A 17,338-nucleotide genomic window follows, 5' to 3' on the forward strand; every position below is an offset into this window, starting at 1 on the left:
TGGTAGCGGGGGCAGGATTTGAACCTGCGACCTTCGGGTTATGAGCCCGACGAGCTGCCAGACTGCTCCACCCCGCATCAGAAGCGGAATTATGAGGGATAACTTCAAAACCTGCAAGCTTTTCCTCATTCATCGAACTGGTTGGCGCCGATTCGATGTGTTGGTAGCGGGGGCAGGATTTGAACCTGCGACCTTCGGGTTATGAGCCCGACGAGCTGCCAGACTGCTCCACCCCGCACCGGAAGTGTTTGAACCGCTGCCCCACTCTGGAGAGGGGGCGCTCCGCAACGATGTTCTGGCTGAACCGCTGCAGTGACAACTCAAGCTGCGTATATTACACGAATCGCGCAGCTTTGTGTCAACTTTTATGCAAGATGCGCAAATGCCTGCTGGCACCAGACCATGATCGGGTTCCAGGCCAGGCCGAGCGCCAGCAATGCCAGTGCGTTCACGCCCAGCACGACACCCAGCACGCGATCCTTGCTGCGCGGCATGGCCTCGCCCACCGGCTCATCGAAGTACATGACCTTGATGACACGCAGGTAGTAGAAGCAGCCGACCACGGCACACAGCACGCCCAGGATCGCCAGCCACAGCAGGCCGCCGTTGATGGCTGCGCCGAGCACGGCCAGCTTGGTCCAGAAACCGAGGAACGGCGGGATGCCTGCCAGCGACGCCATGATGCATAGCACCAGGCCGGCCATCCACGGGTTGCGGGCGTTCAGGCCCTTGAAGTCCTCGATGTTCTCGGCCTCGAAACCGGCGCGCGACAGCGCGATGATCGCGCCGAAGGCCGCGGTCGACATGATCGCGTAGGCCAGGGCGTAGAACAGCGCGGCCGCATAGCCCTGCGAACCGCCGCCGGCGATGCCCATCAGCAGGAAGCCGATATGCGAGACCGTGGAGAACGCCAGCATGCGCTTGAGGTTGCTCTGCGCAATGGCCATCAGGTTGCCGATCACCAACGAGACCGCGGCCAGACCGGCGATCAGCAGCTGCAGTTCGGTGGACAGCGGGCCCACGCCCATTTCCAGCAGGCGGTAGGCCATGCCGAAGGCGGCCAGCTTCGGTGCCGAGCTGATGAACAGCGCGATCGGAGCCGGAGCACCCTGGTACACGTCGGGCAGCCACATATGGAACGGTGCGGCACCCAGCTTGAAGGCAACACCGGCAATCATGAATACCGCGCCGGTGATCAGCAGCACGCGCTCTTCCGAGTGCGGGATGGCGGCCTGGATGGCATCCAGGTGCAGGCTGCCGGTGGCGCCGTAGATCAGCGACATGCCGTACAGCAGCAGGCCAGAAGCCAGCGAGCCGAGGACGATATATTTCATCGCCGCTTCCGAGGCCAGGCCGTTGTCACGGTTGCTGGCGACCAGCGCGTAGGAGCACAGGGCCAGCAGTTCCAGGCCCAGGTACACCATCAGCAGGCTGCCGGCGGACACCAGGATCATCATGCCGGCGGTGCCGAACAGGATCAGCACAGGAATCTCACCCTGGAACAACTTGCGCTCGCGCAGGTAGCCCCAGCCGTAAATCAGGGTCAGGCCGCTGAGCAGCACGATCCCGGTCTTCATCACGTCCGCGGCGGTATCGCGCACGAACATGCCATGGAAGACCTCCCCCTGCCCGCCCACGCCGGTGGCCAGCATGAACAGCACCACGGCCAGTGCGGCGACCGAGAACAGGTGGGTGACGATCTTGTTCCGCTCGCTGACGAACAGGTCGAGGATCATCAGGGCGAAGGCGCTGCCGATCAGCACCAGCTCGGGAGCGAGCGGTGGCAGGTCAGCGGCGGTCAGTGGCAGCAGCGGCGAGGTGGTCATCATCAAATCCTGGAATTACAGCAACTTGCTGGATGCGATCTGCATCGCCAGCTTTGCGATCGAGGGCTCCATCAGGTCGGTCAGCGGCTTGGGGTAGATGCCCAGGGCCAGTACGCCAATGGCGAACACGCCCAGCACCAGCCATTCGCGGCCGTTGATGTCCTTCAGTTCGGCGACGTGGCTGTTGGCCACCTCACCGAAGAAGATGCGCTTGTACAGCCACAGGGTGTAGGCCGCACCGATGATCAGGGTGGTGGCTGCGCCCAAGGCGATCCACGGGTTCCGCTGGAACGCCGACAGGATGACCATGAACTCACCGACGAAACCGCTGGTGCCCGGCAGGCCGGCGTTGGCCATGAAGAACAGCATGGCGAACGTGGCGAACCACGGCATCACGTTGACCACGCCGCCGTAATCGGCGATGCGGCGGCTGTGCATGCGGTCGTACAGCACGCCGACGCAGGAGAACATCGCGCCGGACACGAAGCCGTGCGAGATCATCTGCACCATGGCGCCCTGCAGGCCCAGGCGGGCCGCATCGACGTTGCCGGCTTCACGCACCAGCCACAGGGCGATGAAGGTACCCAGGGTGACGAAGCCCATGTGCGCGATCGACGAATAGGCGATCAGCTTCTTCATGTCGTCCTGCACCAGGGCGACCAGGCCGACGTAGATCACCGCGATCAGCGACAGCGCGATGACCAGCCATGCCCATTCCTGCGAGGCATCGGGGACGATCGGCAGGTTGAAGCGCAGGAAGCCGTAGCCACCGATCTTCAGTGCGATGGCGGCCAGGATCACCGAACCGGCGGTCGGCGCTTCCACGTGCGCGTCCGGCAGCCAGGTGTGCACCGGGAACATCGGCACCTTGACCGCGAACGCGATCAGGAAGGCGAAGAAGATCCAGGTCTGCTCCTTGCCCGACAGCTGCAGTGCATAGAGGTCGGCCAGCTGGAAGCTGCCGCCCTTCATGTACAGGTAGATCAGCGCCACCAGCATCAGCACCGAGCCGAGGAAGGTGTACAGGAAGAACTTCAGCGCGGCGTAGATGCGGCGCGGGCCGCCCCAGACACCGATGATCAGGAACATCGGGATCAGCATCGCCTCGAAGAACACGTAGAACAGCATCGCGTCCGTGGCCGAGAAGATACCGACGGTGACACCTTCCAGGATCAGGAAGGCAGCCACGTACTGGTTCACGCGCTTGTCGATCGCGCTCCAGGCACCGATCAGGGCGAGCACGCTGACCAGCGTGGTCAGCAGGATCAGCGCTACGGCGATGCCGTCCACGCCCAGGTTGTAGCCGATGTTGTAGGTCGGGATCCAAGCGTGGGTCTCGACGAACTGCAGCGCGTCGATGCCCGGGTTGTAGCCGCCCAGCAGCGAGAGACTCGCAACGAAGGTCAGCACCGCGACGCCCAGCGACGCCCAACGGGCGGTCTGCGCATCACGGATCGCAAGGATCAGGGCACCGCCGAGGATCGGCAGCCAGATGAGGACACTGAGTAGAGGCCAGTTCGACACGTCTTCTTATTCCGTACAGGTCATCAACGCAGGTAATGCATCAGCACGCCCAGGAGGGCAATCAGGCCGATGATCATCGCGAAGGCGTAGTGATAGAGGAAACCGGATTGGGTACGGCGCAGCACGCTGGCTGCGACGTCCACAACACGTGCCGAGAGATTGACCACGCCGTCGACGATGTTGCTGTCGATCCAGCGCGAGACCTTGCCCAGCTTGACGCTGCCACCGGCAAAGCCATCGATCCACAGCTTGTCGAAGCCGTACTTGTTTTCCAGCACGGACACCACCGGGGCGAAGGTCTTGCGTGCCTTGCCCGACAGGTCCGGCTTCCACAGGTAGAACAACGCAGCCAGCAGGAAGCCTGCCAGGGTCAGCCAGAACGGCGGCAGCATCATGCCGTGCAGCGCGAACGCCACCGGACCATGGAACTCCTCGCCCAGGAAGGCCACGGTGTTCTTGGCCGGATCGTAGAAATCGACGATGCCGGTGAAGAACGTGTTGACCTGCCCCTTGATCGCCGCATGGGCGTGGTGACCGGCCCAGTCGGTGCCGTGCAGCATCGGACCGATACTGAAGAAACCGATGGCGATGGACGGGATGGCCAGCAGGATCAGCGGCAGCGTCACCACCCACGGGGTTTCATGCGGCTCATGCGGACCGTGGCCATGGCCGTGGTCGTCATGCGCATCAGCGTGGTGGGCGTCGGCAGCATGGTGATCGTCATGGCCATGACCATGGTCATCGTGCGCGTCGCGGAAGCGTTCCTTGCCGTGGAAGGTCAGGAACAGCAGGCGGAAGCTGTAGAAACTGGTCACCAGCACGCCACCCAGCACCGCCCAGTAGCCATAGGTGGCCACCCAGCTGTTCTGCATGTGAGCATGGATCTCGGCCGCCTCGATGATGGTGTCCTTCGAGTAGAAGCCGGAGAAGAACGGCGTACCGACCAGCGCCAGGGTACCGATCCACATGGTGATGAAGGTGATCGGCATGTACTTGCGCAGGCCGCCCATCTTGCGCATGTCCTGCTCGTGGTGCATCGCGATGATGACCGAGCCGGCACCCAGGAACAGCAGCGCCTTGAAGAAGGCGTGGGTCATCAGGTGGAACACGGCAGCGGAGTACGCCGACACGCCCAGGGCAACGGTCATGTAACCCAGCTGGGACAGCGTGGAGTACGCGACGACGCGCTTGATGTCGTTCTGCACGATGCCGATCAGGCCGGTGAAGAACGCGGTGGTGGCACCGATGAACAGGATGAAGTTCAACGCGGTCTGCGACAGCTCGAACAGCGGCGACATGCGGGTGACCATGAAGATACCGGCGGTCACCATCGTCGCGGCGTGGATCAGTGCCGAGATCGGGGTCGGGCCTTCCATCGAATCAGGCAGCCACACGTGCAGCGGAACCTGGGCCGACTTGCCCATGGCGCCGATGAACAGGCCAATGCAGATGACGGTGGCGATCGACCAGATCACCGGCTCGTTCAGCAGCTGCATGCCGAACATGGTGCCGTCCCAGATCTGCAGCTGTGCGCGCGGGTCGGCGAGCATGCCGGCCTGCGAGAACACCTGCGAATAGTCCAGGGTGCCGAACACCCACAGCACGCCGGCGATGCCCAGCAGGAAGCCGAAGTCACCGACGCGGTTGACCAGGAACGCCTTCATGTTGGCGAAGATCGCGGTCGGGCGCTTGAACCAGAAGCCGATCAGCAGGTACGACACCAGGCCCACCGCTTCCCAGCCGAAGAACAGCTGCAGGAAGTTGTTGCTCATCACCAGGGTGAGCATCGAGAAGGTAAACAGCGAGATGTAGCTGAAGAACCGCTGGTAGCCCGGATCATCCTGCATGTAGCCGATCGTGTAGATGTGGACCAGCAGCGACACGAAGGTCACCACCACCATCATCATCGCGGTCAGCTTGTCGACCATGAAACCGACGTGGGCCGAGTACTGGCCGACTTCGAAGAACGTGTACAGGTTCTGGTTGAACGGCTGCGCCCCGCCCCACAACAGCTGGTAGAGCGTGTGCATCGACAGGCCGCAGGCAACCGCGACACCGAGGATCGTGATGGTCTGCGCACCGAAGCGCTTGACCTGGCGACCGAACAGGCCGGCGATGATGCTGCCGAACAGCGGTGCAAGCACCACTGCGATCAACAGACTCTTGGAGAGAGTGATTTCCATCTGTGGATCAGCCCTTCAACGAATCGACTTCGCCGACATTGATCGTGCGGCGTGTACGGAACAGGGTCACCAGGATCGCCAGGCCGATGGCGGCCTCGGCAGCAGCCACGGTCAGGATGAAGAACACGAACAGCTGGCCGGCCGTGTCTCCCAGTTCCCGCGAGAACCCGACGAAATTGATGTTGACCGACAGCAGCATCAACTCGATGGACATCAGCAGGACGATGATGTTCTTTCGGTTGAGGAAGATGCCGGCGAGGCTGATGCAGAACAGCACCGCGCCCAGCGCCAGGATGTGGCCCAGAGTGATCGAGATCATGCCTTGGTCTCCTCGTCGCCCGCGGCCGGCGTGGTGTTGCTGTGGATCTGCGGCTGTTCGGCGTCCATCTTGACCATGCGCAGGCGGTCGTGTGCCTTGACCATGGTCTGCTGCGACGGGTTCTGCGTCTTCAGGCCTTCACGACGGCGCAGGGTCAGCATCACCGCGGCGACCACGGCCACGGTCAGGATGACGGCGGCGAACTCGAACGGCAGCAGGTACTCGGTGAACAGGCTGCGTGCCAGCCAGGTGACGTTGGAACTGTCGGCGGCGAGCGCGGCGGCGTTGTCGGCCGGGAACGGGTTGACCGTCCTGCCCTTCACGCCGATCAGGATCAGCATCTGCACCAGCATCGCCACGGCCACGATCAGGCCGACCGGCAGGTAGCGCACCCAGCCTTCACGCAGCTTGTCCGGATCGATGTCGAGCATCATCACCACGAACAGGAACAACACCATCACCGCACCAACGTAGACCAGCACCAGTGCCACGCCGAGGAACTCGGCGCCGACCAGCAGCCACACGCAGGCGATGGAGAAGAAGGTCAGCACCAGGCACAGGACAGCGTGCACGGGGTTGCGCACGCTGATCACCGCACCGGCCGAAACCGTTGCCGCGATGGCGAAGACCCAGAAAGCGATATTTACCCAATCCATCTCTCGACCTCAGCGGTAAGCGGCATCGGCGGCACGACGCTCGGCGATCTCGGATTCGAGACGGTCGCCCAGGGCCAGCAGCTGCGGCTTGGTAACGATGTTTTCGCCACGATTCTCGAAGTGGTACTCGAGGATGTGGGTCTCGACGATCGAGTCCACCGGGCAGCTTTCCTCACAGAAGCCGCAGAAGATGCACTTGAACAGATCGATGTCGTAGCGCGTGGTACGGCGGGTGCCGTCCTCGCGCTTGGCCGAATCGATGGTGATGGCCAATGCCGGACACACCGCTTCGCACAGCTTGCAGGCGATGCAGCGCTCTTCACCGTTGGGATAACGGCGCAGGGCATGCAGGCCACGGAAGCGCGGCGACTGCGGGAACTTCTCCATCGGGTACATCATCGTGTACTTCGGCTTGAAGCTGTACTTCAGCGTCAGCCAGAGACCGGCCAGCAGTTCGAGCAGCAGCAGGCTCTTGAAGTAATGGGTAATCCTGTTCATCACTTAGACGCCCTTTTGAATCACGCCGAAGAACACCATGACGGCGGTAACCGCGATCCAGAAAATGGTCAGCGGGATGAAGACCTTCCAGCCCAGGCGCATGATCTGGTCATAGCGGAAGCGCGGGAAGCTTGCTCGGAACCAGATGTAGGCACTGGCGAAGAAGAAGACCTTGACGAACAGCCACGGCCAGCCGCCCTTCCAGATCCAGTCGATGAACGGCGAGATCTCGCCCGGGTTGACCCAGCCCTGGATCGGGCTCAGCCAGCCGCCGAGGAAGAAGATCGAGATCAGGAAGCTGATCAGGATCATGTTCGCGTATTCGGCCAGGAAGAACAGGGCGAACGCACCGCCGGAGTACTCGACCATGTGGCCGGCGACGATTTCCGACTCGCCTTCCACCACGTCGAACGGCGCGCGGTTGGTTTCGGCGACGCCGGACACCCAGTACACGACGAACAGCGGGAACAGCGGGATCAGGAACCAGTCGAAGAAGCCGGAGCTGCCGGCCTGGGCCATCACGATGTTGCTGAGATTGAGGCTGCCCGAAGCGATCATCACGCCGACCAGGGCGAAGCCCATCGCGATTTCGTAGCTGATCATCTGCGCCGAGGCGCGCATGGCACCCAGGAACGCGTACTTCGAGTTGGAGGCCCAACCGGCAAGGATGATGCCGTAGATGCCCAGCGAGGTCATCGCCAGCAGGTACAGCAGGCCGGCATTGGCGTTGGACAGCACCAGCTGCGAATCGAAGGGCACCACCGACCACGCGGCGAAGGCCGGGGCCAGGGTGATCAGCGGTGCCAGCAGGAAGATCGCCTTGTTGGCGCTGCTGGGCTGCAGGACTTCCTTGAACAGCAGCTTGAAGACGTCGGCGAAGGCCTGGAAGATGCCCATGCCCACGTACATCGGGCCGTGGCGGACGTGCATCCAGCCGATCAGCTTGCGTTCCCAGACCACGTAGAAGGCCACCGAGACGATCACCGGGACGGTGATCACCAGGATCTTCAGGATGATCCAGATCAGCGCGCCGATGTCACCCAGGCCAAGCAGCCACTGGTGCAGCGGATCGACCGCGTTAATCAGCAATTCGTTCATGCAGCCACCACCGAAACACGAGCGGCACCCAGCGGCGCGGTTGCGCCGTGGCCCGATTCAATCCAGACCGAACCCGCAGCGACGCGGGCGTCGACCACCACCGGCAGGGTGGCCTTGCCGGCATCGGTGCCGACCTTGGCCATCTGCCCTTCCTGCAGCTGCAGGCGGGCGGCATCGTCAGCGTTGAGCACGATGCGCGGGGTGTTGTTGAGCGGATGCGACTGCAGCGCCGGGGCGCGACGGACCACCGCATCGGTGCGGTAGATCGCAGCGGTCGAGGCCACTTCCATGCCCTCGCCCGCCTGCACCGGTTGTACCGAAGCGGACACCTGCACGTTCACCGGTGCCAGGCTGGCGCGCAGGCCGGCCAGGTCGATGAACTCGAAACCGGCCACGGCCAGCTCACCGCCAAGTGCACGCAGCACGCGCCAGCCCTCGCGGGCCTCGCCCGGCAGCTTGCCGCCGGCACGCGCCGACTGCTCGCGACCATCGAGGTTGGTCAGGGTGGCATCGATTTCCGGCAGCGCACCGATCGGCAGGATCACGTCGGCAACGTCGCGGGTCGAGGCGCAGGCGAACTGGCTGAAGGCCACCACCTGTGCGCCGACCAGCGCCTTGCGCGCGGCCGGAGCATCGGCGAAGTCCAGGCCCGGTTCCAGGCCGTAGACCACGTAGGCCTTGCGCGGATCGGCCAGCATCGCAGCGACGTCCTTGCCGGCCGGCAGCACGCCGGCGCGGCTCAGGCCGATCGCGTTGGCGCCCTGCGGGATACGGCACAGCTTGGCACCGGTGGCGGCGGCGAAATCACGCGCAGCGGCGCGGATCGCGGCAGCCTGCGGATGGTTCTCGGCGATGCCACCGACGATCAGCACGGTATTGGTACCGTCCTGCACTGCCGAACGCAGCTCGGCGTTGGCCAGCGCATCGGCGAACTTCGACGGGGCCACGATCTGCTTGCCGGCAACGCTGAACGCGAAGTCGAAGTCGACCGGGTTGACCACGTGGATCTTCGCGCCGTTCTGGGTCTGCGCCTTGCGCAGGCGGGAGTGCAGCAACGGCAGCTCGTGGCGGATGTTGCTGCCGAGCACGACGATGCGGTCCGCGCCTTCGATCTCGGCCAACGGCAGGCCGAACACTTCGGCAGTGGCGGCGTCGGAGAAGTCGCGGTTGTTGATGCGGTGGTCGATGTTGCTCGAACCCAGGCCGGTGGCCAGGCGGGCCAGCAGTGCGCCCTCTTCGTTCGACGTCGACGGGTGCACCAGCACGCCCAGGTTGTCGCCCTGGTTGGCCTTGAGGATCTCGGCGGCCGCAGCCAGGCCTTCAGCCCAGCTCACTTCCTTCCACTCGCCATTGACCTTGCGCAGCGGCTTGACCGCACGGTCTTCGCTGTACAGGCCCTGGTGTGAATAACGGTCACGATCGGACAGCCAGCACTCGTTGACCGCCTCGTTGTCGCGCGGGACGGTACGCAGCACTTCGCCGCGACGCACGTGCAGGAACAGGTTCGAGCCCATCGCGTCGTGGTAGCCCAGCGATTCGCGCGCGGTCAGTTCCCACGGACGGGCACGGAACTGGAACACCTTGTTGGTCAGCGCGCCGACCGGGCACACGTCGACGACGTTGCCCGAAAGCTCGGTGGTCAGCGGCTTGCCGTCGTAGGTGCCGATCTGCAGGTTTTCACCGCGGTACATGCCACCCAGTTCATAGGTACCGGCAACGTCGGCGGTGAAGCGGACGCAGCGGGTGCACTGGATGCAGCGGGTCATCTCGGTGGCGACCAGCGGGCCCATGTCCTCGTCGGCCACCACGCGCTTGCGCTCGTTGAAGCGGCTGACCGAACGGCCGTAGCCCAGCGACACGTCCTGCAGTTCGCACTCGCCGCCCTGATCGCAGATCGGGCAATCCAGCGGGTGGTTGATCAGCAGGAACTCCATCACCGAGCGCTGGAACTTCAGCGCCTTTTCACTGCGGGTGGCGACCTTCATGCCTTCCATCACCGGCGTGGCGCAGGCCGGTGCCGGCTTCGGCGACTTTTCCACATCCACCAGGCACATGCGGCAGTTGGCAGCGATCGGCAGCTTCTCGTGGTAGCAGAAGCGCGGAATCGAAATGCCCGCCTTGTCGGCGGCCTGGATGATCATCGAACCCTTGGGCACGACCAGCGACTTGCCATCGATCTCGATGGTGACGTGGTCCGGTGGCACGCTGGGATTTATGGGTTGCGCGCTCATGCAGCGGCTGCCTCCACCTTCTTGCCGTCAACCATCGAATGACCGTTGACGATGTAGTACTCGAATTCGTCCCAGAACTGGCGCAGGAAGCCCTGGATGGGCCATGCCGCCGCTTCGCCGAACGCACAGATGGTATGGCCTTCGATCTGGCCGGCCACGGTCTTCAACTGGTGCAGGTCTTCCATCGTGGCCTTGCCGGCGACGATGCGCTCCAGCACGCGGTGCATCCAGCCGGTACCTTCGCGGCACGGGGTGCACTGGCCACAGGATTCCTTGTGGAAGAACTGGCTGATGCGGCAGGCGAACTTGACGCAGCAGACGCTGTCATCCAGCACCACGACCGCACCGGAGCCCAGGCCGGAGCCCAGCGCACGGATGGTGTCGTAGTCCATCGGCAGGCCCTTCAGCTCGGCCGCGGTCAGCACCGGCATGGACACGCCGCCCGGGATCGCGCCCTTGAGCTTGCGACCCGGCTTGAGGCCGCCGGCCATTTCCAGCAGGTCGTCGAAGGTGGTGCCCAGCGGCACTTCGAAATTGCCGCCCTTCTGCACGCAGCCGGACACCGAGAAGCACTTCGGGCCGCCATTGGCGGTCAGGCTCAGGCCCTTGAACCACTCCGGACCATTGCGGATGATCGCCGGCACCGAACCGTAGGTTTCGGTGTTGTTGATCGTCGACGGCTTGCCATACAGGCCGAAATTGGCCGGGAACGGCGGCTTGTAGCGCGGCTGGCCCTTCTTGCCTTCCAGCGATTCCATCAGCGCGGTTTCTTCGCCGCAGATGTAGGCGCCGGCACCCAGGGCGCCGTAGATGTCGATATCCACGCCCGAGCCCAGCACGTTCTTGCCCAGCCAGCCGTTTGCATAGGCATCCGCCAGGGCCTGCTCGAAGTGCTCGAACGGCTCGTGGTGGAATTCACCGCGGAGGTAGTTGTAGCCCACGGTCGAACCGGTGGCGTAGCAGGCAATCGCCATGCCTTCGACCACCGAATGCGGGTTGTAGCGCAGGATGTCGCGATCCTTGCAGGTGCCCGGCTCGGATTCATCCGAGTTGCAGAGGATGTACTTCTGCACGTTGCCCTTGGGCATGAAGGACCACTTCAGGCCGGTCGGGAAACCGGCGCCGCCGCGGCCGCGCAGGCCCGAGGCCTTGACCATCTCGATGACCTGCTCCGGCGGGATCTTCTCTTCGAGGATCTTGCGCAGGGCAGCGTAGCCACCGGTCTTCAGATAGCTTTCGTACGACCACGGGGTGTCGTAATGCAGGGTGGTGTAGACCACCTGGTGCGGCAGCGGCGCGGGGCCGACCGGACCCTTGGATTCGTGGTGATGTGCCATGCCCTTACTCCAGCCCGTCCAGAAGCTCGTCGACCTTTTCCAGGGTCAGACGCTCATGGTAGTGACCATTGATGACCATCATCGGTGCACCCGCGCAGCCGGCCAGGCACTCTTCCTCGCGCTTGAGGTAGACGCGGCCGTCAGCGGTCGACTGACCGTTCTTGATGCCCAGCTTCTTCTCGCAATGGCGCACGATGTCTTCGGCGCCATTGAGCCAGCAGCTGATGTTCGTGCAGATGGCCACGTTGTTGCGGCCCACCTTCTCGGTCTCGAACATCGAGTAGAAGCTGGCAACCTCGTAGGCCCACACCGGCGGCAGGTCCAGGTACTTGGCCACGCCGGCGATCAGCTCGTCGGTCAGCCAGCCCTGGTTCTGCTCCTGGGCAGCATGCAGACCCTGCAGCACGGCAGAGCGCTTGCGGTCCGGCGGGAACTTGGACAGCCAGTGATCGATGTGAGCGCGGGTTTTGTCGCTCAACACCACCATCGGGTCGACGTCGCGCGCCGCCTCGAAATTACCTGTCGCCTTCATCGGCCGACCTCAGCGAAATGCATAACGTGAAATTGCAGAAACTGCGGCGCCGGCTTGCGCCGGCTGCCTGCAGCGGGCGTTGGCGTGGCGGACGGCATTACCGGTCAACCTCGCCGAACACCAGATCGTAGGTACCGATCATCGCCACCACGTCGGCCAGCATGTGGCCGCGCACGATCGAATCGATCGAGGACAGGTGGGCAAAGCCCGGCGCACGAAGGTGTACGCGGAACGGCTTGTTGGCGCCGTCGGAAACCAGGTAGCAGCCGAATTCGCCCTTGGGCGCTTCAACCGCGGCGTAGGTCTCGCCGGCCGGCACGCAATAGCCTTCACTGAACAGCTTGAAGTGATGGATCAGCGCTTCCATGTCGTCCTTCATGTCCTCGCGCTTGGGCGGAGCGACCTTGAAGTTCTTGACCATGACCGGGCCGGGGTTGGCCTTCAGCCATGCCACGCATTGCTTGATGATGCGGTTGGACTCGCGCATTTCGGCAACGCGGCACAGGTAGCGATCGTAGCAATCGCCTTCCTTGCCCAGCGGGATGTCGAAATCGACGGCATCGTACTTCGCATAGGGGCGCTTCTTGCGCAGATCCCAGGCGACGCCCGAGCCACGCAGCATCACGCCGGTCATGCCCCACTGGTGGGCCAGCTCCGGGGTGACCACGCCGATGCCGACGGTACGCTGCTTCCAGATACGGTTGTCGGTCAGCAGGGTCTCGTATTCGTCGACACGACCCGGGAACTCATTGGTGAAGTTCTCCAGGAAGTCCAGCAGGGAACCTTCGCGCGAGGCGTTGAGGTTCTTCAGGGCCTTGCCCTTGTGCCAGCGCGATTCCTTGTACTTCGGCATGTGGTCCGGCAGGTCGCGGTAGACGCCGCCCGGACGGTAGTACGCCGCGTGCATGCGCGCGCCGGAGACCGCTTCGTAGCAGTCCATCAGCTCTTCGCGCTCGCGGAAGGCGTACAGCATCACCGCCATCGCCCCCAGATCGAGCGCGTTGGAACCCAGCCACATCAAGTGGTTCAGGATGCGGGTGATCTCGTCGAACATCGTGCGGATGTACTGAGCGCGCTCCGGCGCCTCGATGCCCATCAGGGTCTCGATCGAGCGCACGTAGGCGTGCTCGTTGCACATCATCGACACGTAATCCAGGCGATCCATGTAGCCGATCGACTGGTTGAAGGGCTTGGATTCGGCCAGCTTCTCGGTGCCCCGGTGCAGCAGACCGACGTGCGGGTCGGCACGCATGATGGTCTCGCCGTCCATCTCCAGGATCAGGCGCAGCACACCGTGCGCGGCCGGATGCTGCGGGCCGAAGTTCATGGTGTAGTTGCGGATTTCCTGCCGGCTTTCGGCAGCATTGCTGGCGAATGCTTCGCCGGCCTGGTGTACGTGACTCACTTCACTGCCTCCTGCGAGCGCTCGCCGGCAGCGGTCTGCAGGCGGGCGTCGTCGCGGATCACGCGCGGCACGCCGACGCGCGGCTCCACCGAGGTGACCGGTTCGTAGATGACACGCTTCTTTTCTTCGTCGTAGCGGACTTCGACGTTGCCGATCAGCGGGAAGTCCTTGCGGAACGGATGGCCGACGAAACCGTAGTCGGTCAGGATCCGGCGCAGGTCCGGGTGACCTTCGAAGATCACGCCATACAGATCGAACGCTTCGCGCTCGAACCAGTTCAGGCCCGGCCAGATGCTGGTCAGCGAGGACACCACCGGCAGCGCTTCGTCAGGCGCGAAGCAGCGCAGGTGCATCATCAGGTTGTGCTGGTACGAACGCAGCTGTGCGACCACGGCGAAGCGCTGGGTCGGCATGTGCTGCGGACGGGCACCGTCGGCGCTCTCTTCGCTGGGGAATTCGCCCCAGGCGAAACGGCCCTGGGCCTTGCCCTCGACACCGCGGCTGAAGCCCTGCGAGGACACGTCGGCGGTGTCCCACTCATCGGAGCCATAACCGAGGTAATCGACGCCGCAGAGGTCCACGGCCTGCTCGAAACCAAACTCGTCACGCAGCGCGAGGGCGGTGGCGTGCCACTCAGCGGCAGGCACTTCCAGCGTCACTTCGCCGCGGGGTTCGACCACGATGACCTTCGCACCAGCGAAACGTGCGGAGAGTCGGTCGATGAAGGATGCTTGCTCTGCCATGGGGGCTTGGCGCGCTCTTGTCAGGTGAAGGGGTCAGCGGGCGATGGTCTGTGTACGCCAGATCTTCTTCTGCAGCTGCAGGATCCCGTACACCAGCGCCTCGGCGGTCGGCGGGCAGCCCGGGACGTAGACGTCCACCGGCACCACGCGATCACAGCCGCGCACCACAGAATAGGAATAGTGGTAGTAACCACCGCCATTGGCGCAGCTGCCCATGGAGATCACCCACTTGGGGTCGGGCATCTGGTCATAGACCTTGCGCAGCGCCGGGGCCATCTTGTTGACCAGGGTGCCGGCGACGATCATCACGTCGGACTGGCGCGGCGACGGGCGGAACACCACACCGTAGCGGTCAAGGTCCAGGCGCGCTGCACCTGCGTGCATCATTTCGACCGCACAGCAGGCCAGACCGAAGGTCATGGGCCACATCGAGCCGGTGCGTGCCCAGTTCAGCAGCGCATCGACGCTGGTGGTGACAAAGCCCTTTTCAAGCAGCGGGTTGTCGCCTTCCGGCCGCAGGATGTCGTCAACCCGCCCTTCCGGGACAGGATTGGTCATCAGGCCATCGAGAGTCTGAATCACTCCCATTCCAGCGCTCCCTTCTTCCAGACATAGATGAAACCGAGGAACAGCATGCCGACGAACAGACCCATGGTGACGAGCGAACGCGCGCCAAGCTCCATGAAGACCTGCGTCCACGGCACGATGAAGATGATTTCCAGGTCGAAGACGATGAACTGGATCGCGATCAGGTAGTAGCGCACGTCGAACTTCATACGCGCGTCTTCGAAGGCTTCGAAGCCGCACTCGTACGGCGACAGCTTTTCCAGATCGGGGCGGCGGGGACCGAGGAATCGACCAACCAGCATCAGCGTAATGCCGATACCGGTGGCAACGATCAGAAACAGCAGAGACGGCAAATATTCGGCCAGCACAGCGATTCTCTCTTGCCTCTGCCGCTGCGCCTGCAGGCGCTTTGGCATGGGGGAGTGGACGGGAAGCTGCCTGGCGCCTTGCGCGCCAGACCAACCCGCTTTACTTACTAAATGGTGCCCAAGAGGGGACTCGAACCCCTACGACCTAAGTCGCTACCACCTCAAGGTAGTGCGTCTACCAATTCCGCCACCTGGGCAAACGATCACATCAGACTATCTTCCCGATGCGCCGCGTATTGTAACCGGCTTCAGTCTTTCTGGGAGCCTTCCGAAGGCTTTTCTTCACCAGAAACCGAAGATTCCGCCTGAGCCGGCACAGTTGCGGCCGGAACCGGGGCGGCCGGAACCGCATCGGCCTTCGGAACGGCCGGCAATTCGCCCGCCGGAGCGGCCGGAGCGCTGGCCGCCGGGGCGGACATCAGACCCAGATCCTGATCGGCGGCCGGGCGGTTGCCATGGCCGGCGTACCAGGCCATGAAGAGGCTGATGCCGAAGAACACCACGGCCAGCCACTTGGTCGACTTGGACAGGAAGTTGGACGCGCCACGCGCACCGAACACGGTCCCCGAGGCGCCAGCGCCAAAGCCCGAACCTGCCGCCGCACCCGAGCCACGCTGCATCAGGATCAGCGCGACCATGGCTACGGCAACCAGCACGTAGACGACATTGAGGATCAACATCAGCATTGGAAATCCGCCCTCGGACTAGAGTGCCGGCGGCTAGCCGGCAACCGTAACTAATTGTTTGCCGCCGCCTCTGCGATGGCCAGGAAGTCGGCGGCCACCAGGGAGGCACCACCAACCAGCCCACCATCGACATCCGGCTGCGCGAACAGTTCCCCGGCATTGTCGGGCTTCACGCTACCGCCGTAAACAATGGGCAGTGAATCAGCAATTCTAGCATCGATGCGCGCGACTTCGCCACGAATGAACGCGTGCACCTGCTGCGCCTGCTCCTTGGTTGCGGTGCGGCCGGTTCCGATCGCCCAGACCGGCTCGTAGGCGACCACGGCATTGGCGAAGCCTGCGGCCCCGACAAGCTCGAGCACCGGGGCCAGCTGGCTGGCGATGACCGCCTCGGTCTGCCCTGCCTCGCGCTGCTCAAGGGTTTCACCGACGCAGAGTACCGGCACCAGGCCGGCATGCAGGGCGGCGGCGAACTTGCGCGCGACCAGTTCGCTGCTCTCGTTATGGTACTGGCGGCGCTCGGAGTGGCCGACCAGGCCGTAGCGGGCACCCACCTCGTGCAGCATGGCCGCACAGACCTCACCGGTGTAGGCGCCCTTCTCATTGCTGCTGACGTCCTGTGCACCAAAGGCCAGGCCGGTCTCGCCGAAGTCTTCGACCAGCTCACCCAGGTAGGGCATCGGCGGCAGGATCACCACCTCCACCCCGCTCTTTGGCAGCCCGGCAGCGACCTGCCTCAGCAGTTCGGTGGCGAATTGACGGCTGCCGTGCAGCTTCCAGTTTCCAGCGACGATCTTGCGGCGCATGAGCGGGTGGCTCCTGTGTGAACTCAGCCGCCCATGATACCTGCTGCGGCAAAAAACCGTTTCTTTGTAAGCGGTTACATGGATTTTCAGCCAACGGCACAGCCCCTCGTGGCGGGGGTTGGGGGGTGGTCGCGGAGAGCCCCGGCTGGATTTGTGGGGTTGGCCGGGCGGGTGGGACTGGCGAGGGACGCCGTGAACCCATCCCTGGGGGCTTGGCCGCGGCATCCATGCCGCGGACACCCTCGCCAGCCCCACCCTCCCGGCCCATGACACATTGCGGCGGTCCGCCCGCCACGGAAAGAAAAAAGAAGATCAAAAGCAAAAGCGAAAGCAGAGCTTTGGCCCCCTCCCCTGCTTCGAGATCTGACAGATCTCATCCACGCATGACGTGGATAGATCGTGTCGACCAAGGTCGACACCTACCAACAGCCGCAGGGAGCTGTCGAAGGCGGGGAGGTGTCGGATGGCGGGGTGTCCGCGGCATGGATGCCGCGGCCAAGCCCCCATGGATGGGTTTACGGCGTCCCCGCCATCCGACACCTCCCCGCCTCCTCACGGA

At 63.8% G+C, this 17,338-nt stretch carries 16 protein-coding genes and 3 tRNA genes; all 19 read right to left on the reverse strand.

Annotation, left to right across the window (positions count from 1 at the left end; genetic code table 11):
* A tRNA-Met gene (locus tag AC07UW_RS17060) sits at window positions 1-77 on the reverse strand.
* 84 nt (window positions 78-161) lie between these two features.
* Window positions 162-238, reverse strand: a tRNA-Met gene (locus AC07UW_RS17065).
* Between the two features lie 127 nt (window positions 239-365).
* The gene (gene nuoN / locus AC07UW_RS17070) at window positions 366-1,826 is read right to left on the reverse strand and encodes an NADH-quinone oxidoreductase subunit NuoN (RefSeq protein ID WP_495212497.1); all 1,461 of its coding nucleotides are present in this window, start codon (window positions 1,824-1,826) and stop codon (window positions 366-368) included.
* Between the two features lie 15 nt (window positions 1,827-1,841).
* Window positions 1,842-3,350, reverse strand: a complete 1,509-nt coding sequence (locus tag AC07UW_RS17075; RefSeq protein ID WP_312108567.1) for an NADH-quinone oxidoreductase subunit M — start codon at window positions 3,348-3,350, stop codon at window positions 1,842-1,844.
* 23 nt (window positions 3,351-3,373) lie between these two features.
* The gene (nuoL, locus tag AC07UW_RS17080; RefSeq protein WP_140226410.1) at window positions 3,374-5,533 is read right to left on the reverse strand and encodes an NADH-quinone oxidoreductase subunit L; all 2,160 of its coding nucleotides are present in this window, start codon (window positions 5,531-5,533) and stop codon (window positions 3,374-3,376) included.
* A gap of 7 nt (window positions 5,534-5,540) precedes the next feature.
* The gene (gene nuoK, locus AC07UW_RS17085; RefSeq protein ID WP_032951897.1) at window positions 5,541-5,852 is read right to left on the reverse strand and encodes an NADH-quinone oxidoreductase subunit NuoK; all 312 of its coding nucleotides are present in this window, start codon (window positions 5,850-5,852) and stop codon (window positions 5,541-5,543) included.
* The gene (locus AC07UW_RS17090) at window positions 5,849-6,508 is read right to left on the reverse strand and encodes an NADH-quinone oxidoreductase subunit J (RefSeq protein ID WP_049465996.1); all 660 of its coding nucleotides are present in this window, start codon (window positions 6,506-6,508) and stop codon (window positions 5,849-5,851) included. The genes nuoK and AC07UW_RS17090 overlap by 4 nt, the downstream gene beginning before the upstream one ends.
* Window positions 6,509-6,517: 9 nt before the next feature.
* Window positions 6,518-7,006, reverse strand: coding sequence for an NADH-quinone oxidoreductase subunit NuoI (gene nuoI, locus AC07UW_RS17095; protein WP_005417924.1), 489 nt, complete (start codon window positions 7,004-7,006; stop codon window positions 6,518-6,520).
* Window positions 7,007-7,009: 3 nt separating this feature from the next.
* Window positions 7,010-8,104, reverse strand: coding sequence for an NADH-quinone oxidoreductase subunit NuoH (gene nuoH / locus AC07UW_RS17100; RefSeq protein WP_495212498.1), 1,095 nt, complete (start codon window positions 8,102-8,104; stop codon window positions 7,010-7,012).
* A complete protein-coding gene (gene nuoG, locus AC07UW_RS17105; protein ID WP_495212499.1) occupies window positions 8,101-10,335 on the reverse strand; it encodes an NADH-quinone oxidoreductase subunit NuoG in 2,235 nt (744 codons plus the stop codon). Before nuoG ends, nuoH begins: the two co-directional genes overlap by 4 nt.
* Window positions 10,332-11,672: an NADH-quinone oxidoreductase subunit NuoF gene (gene nuoF / locus AC07UW_RS17110; RefSeq protein ID WP_025876206.1), complete on the reverse strand. Its 1,341-nt coding sequence runs from the start codon at window positions 11,670-11,672 to the stop codon at window positions 10,332-10,334. The genes nuoG and nuoF overlap by 4 nt, the downstream gene beginning before the upstream one ends.
* 4 nt (window positions 11,673-11,676) lie before the next feature.
* Window positions 11,677-12,204: an NADH-quinone oxidoreductase subunit NuoE gene (gene nuoE, locus AC07UW_RS17115; protein ID WP_025876204.1), complete on the reverse strand. Its 528-nt coding sequence runs from the start codon at window positions 12,202-12,204 to the stop codon at window positions 11,677-11,679.
* A gap of 97 nt (window positions 12,205-12,301) precedes the next feature.
* Entirely contained in the window at window positions 12,302-13,609 is a 1,308-nt protein-coding gene (locus tag AC07UW_RS17120) for an NADH-quinone oxidoreductase subunit D (protein WP_025876202.1), read from the reverse strand.
* Window positions 13,606-14,352, reverse strand: a complete 747-nt coding sequence (locus AC07UW_RS17125; protein WP_025876200.1) for an NADH-quinone oxidoreductase subunit C — start codon at window positions 14,350-14,352, stop codon at window positions 13,606-13,608. The genes AC07UW_RS17120 and AC07UW_RS17125 overlap by 4 nt, the downstream gene beginning before the upstream one ends.
* Window positions 14,353-14,385: 33 nt before the next feature.
* On the reverse strand, window positions 14,386-14,940 hold the full coding sequence (locus AC07UW_RS17130; protein ID WP_025876198.1) for a NuoB/complex I 20 kDa subunit family protein: 555 nt from the start codon (window positions 14,938-14,940) through the stop codon (window positions 14,386-14,388).
* On the reverse strand, window positions 14,931-15,287 hold the full coding sequence (locus AC07UW_RS17135) for an NADH-quinone oxidoreductase subunit A (RefSeq protein ID WP_005414075.1): 357 nt from the start codon (window positions 15,285-15,287) through the stop codon (window positions 14,931-14,933). The genes AC07UW_RS17130 and AC07UW_RS17135 overlap by 10 nt, the downstream gene beginning before the upstream one ends.
* 112 nt (window positions 15,288-15,399) lie before the next feature.
* A tRNA-Leu gene (locus AC07UW_RS17140) sits at window positions 15,400-15,484 on the reverse strand.
* 51 nt (window positions 15,485-15,535) lie between these two features.
* Complete coding sequence (gene secG / locus AC07UW_RS17145; protein ID WP_025876192.1) at window positions 15,536-15,973, reverse strand: preprotein translocase subunit SecG; 438 nt, start codon at window positions 15,971-15,973, stop codon at window positions 15,536-15,538.
* Between the two features lie 50 nt (window positions 15,974-16,023).
* Complete coding sequence (gene tpiA / locus AC07UW_RS17150; RefSeq protein WP_495212500.1) at window positions 16,024-16,779, reverse strand: triose-phosphate isomerase; 756 nt, start codon at window positions 16,777-16,779, stop codon at window positions 16,024-16,026.
* Between the last annotated feature and the right edge of the window lie 559 nt (window positions 16,780-17,338).

The sequence above is a fragment of the Stenotrophomonas sp. GW821-FHT02D01 genome (assembly GCF_059421765.1).

Coding starts and splice junctions, on each gene's coding strand:
- secG (WP_025876192.1), bottom strand. CDS start 15,973: ATGCTGATGTTGATCCTCAATGTCGTCTACGTGCTGGTTGCCGTAGCC.
- nuoK (WP_032951897.1), bottom strand. CDS start 5,852: ATGATCTCGATCACTCTGGGCCACATCCTGGCGCTGGGCGCGGTGCTG.
- AC07UW_RS17125 (WP_025876200.1), bottom strand. CDS start 14,352: ATGGCAGAGCAAGCATCCTTCATCGACCGACTCTCCGCACGTTTCGCT.
- AC07UW_RS17090 (WP_049465996.1), bottom strand. CDS start 6,508: ATGGATTGGGTAAATATCGCTTTCTGGGTCTTCGCCATCGCGGCAACG.
- nuoI (WP_005417924.1), bottom strand. CDS start 7,006: ATGAACAGGATTACCCATTACTTCAAGAGCCTGCTGCTGCTCGAACTG.
- nuoN (WP_495212497.1), bottom strand. CDS start 1,826: ATGACCACCTCGCCGCTGCTGCCACTGACCGCCGCTGACCTGCCACCG.
- nuoL (WP_140226410.1), bottom strand. CDS start 5,533: ATGGAAATCACTCTCTCCAAGAGTCTGTTGATCGCAGTGGTGCTTGCA.
- nuoG (WP_495212499.1), bottom strand. CDS start 10,335: ATGAGCGCGCAACCCATAAATCCCAGCGTGCCACCGGACCACGTCACC.
- nuoE (WP_025876204.1), bottom strand. CDS start 12,204: ATGAAGGCGACAGGTAATTTCGAGGCGGCGCGCGACGTCGACCCGATG.
- AC07UW_RS17130 (WP_025876198.1), bottom strand. CDS start 14,940: ATGGGAGTGATTCAGACTCTCGATGGCCTGATGACCAATCCTGTCCCG.
- nuoH (WP_495212498.1), bottom strand. CDS start 8,104: ATGAACGAATTGCTGATTAACGCGGTCGATCCGCTGCACCAGTGGCTG.
- tpiA (WP_495212500.1), bottom strand. CDS start 16,779: ATGCGCCGCAAGATCGTCGCTGGAAACTGGAAGCTGCACGGCAGCCGT.
- nuoF (WP_025876206.1), bottom strand. CDS start 11,672: ATGGCACATCACCACGAATCCAAGGGTCCGGTCGGCCCCGCGCCGCTG.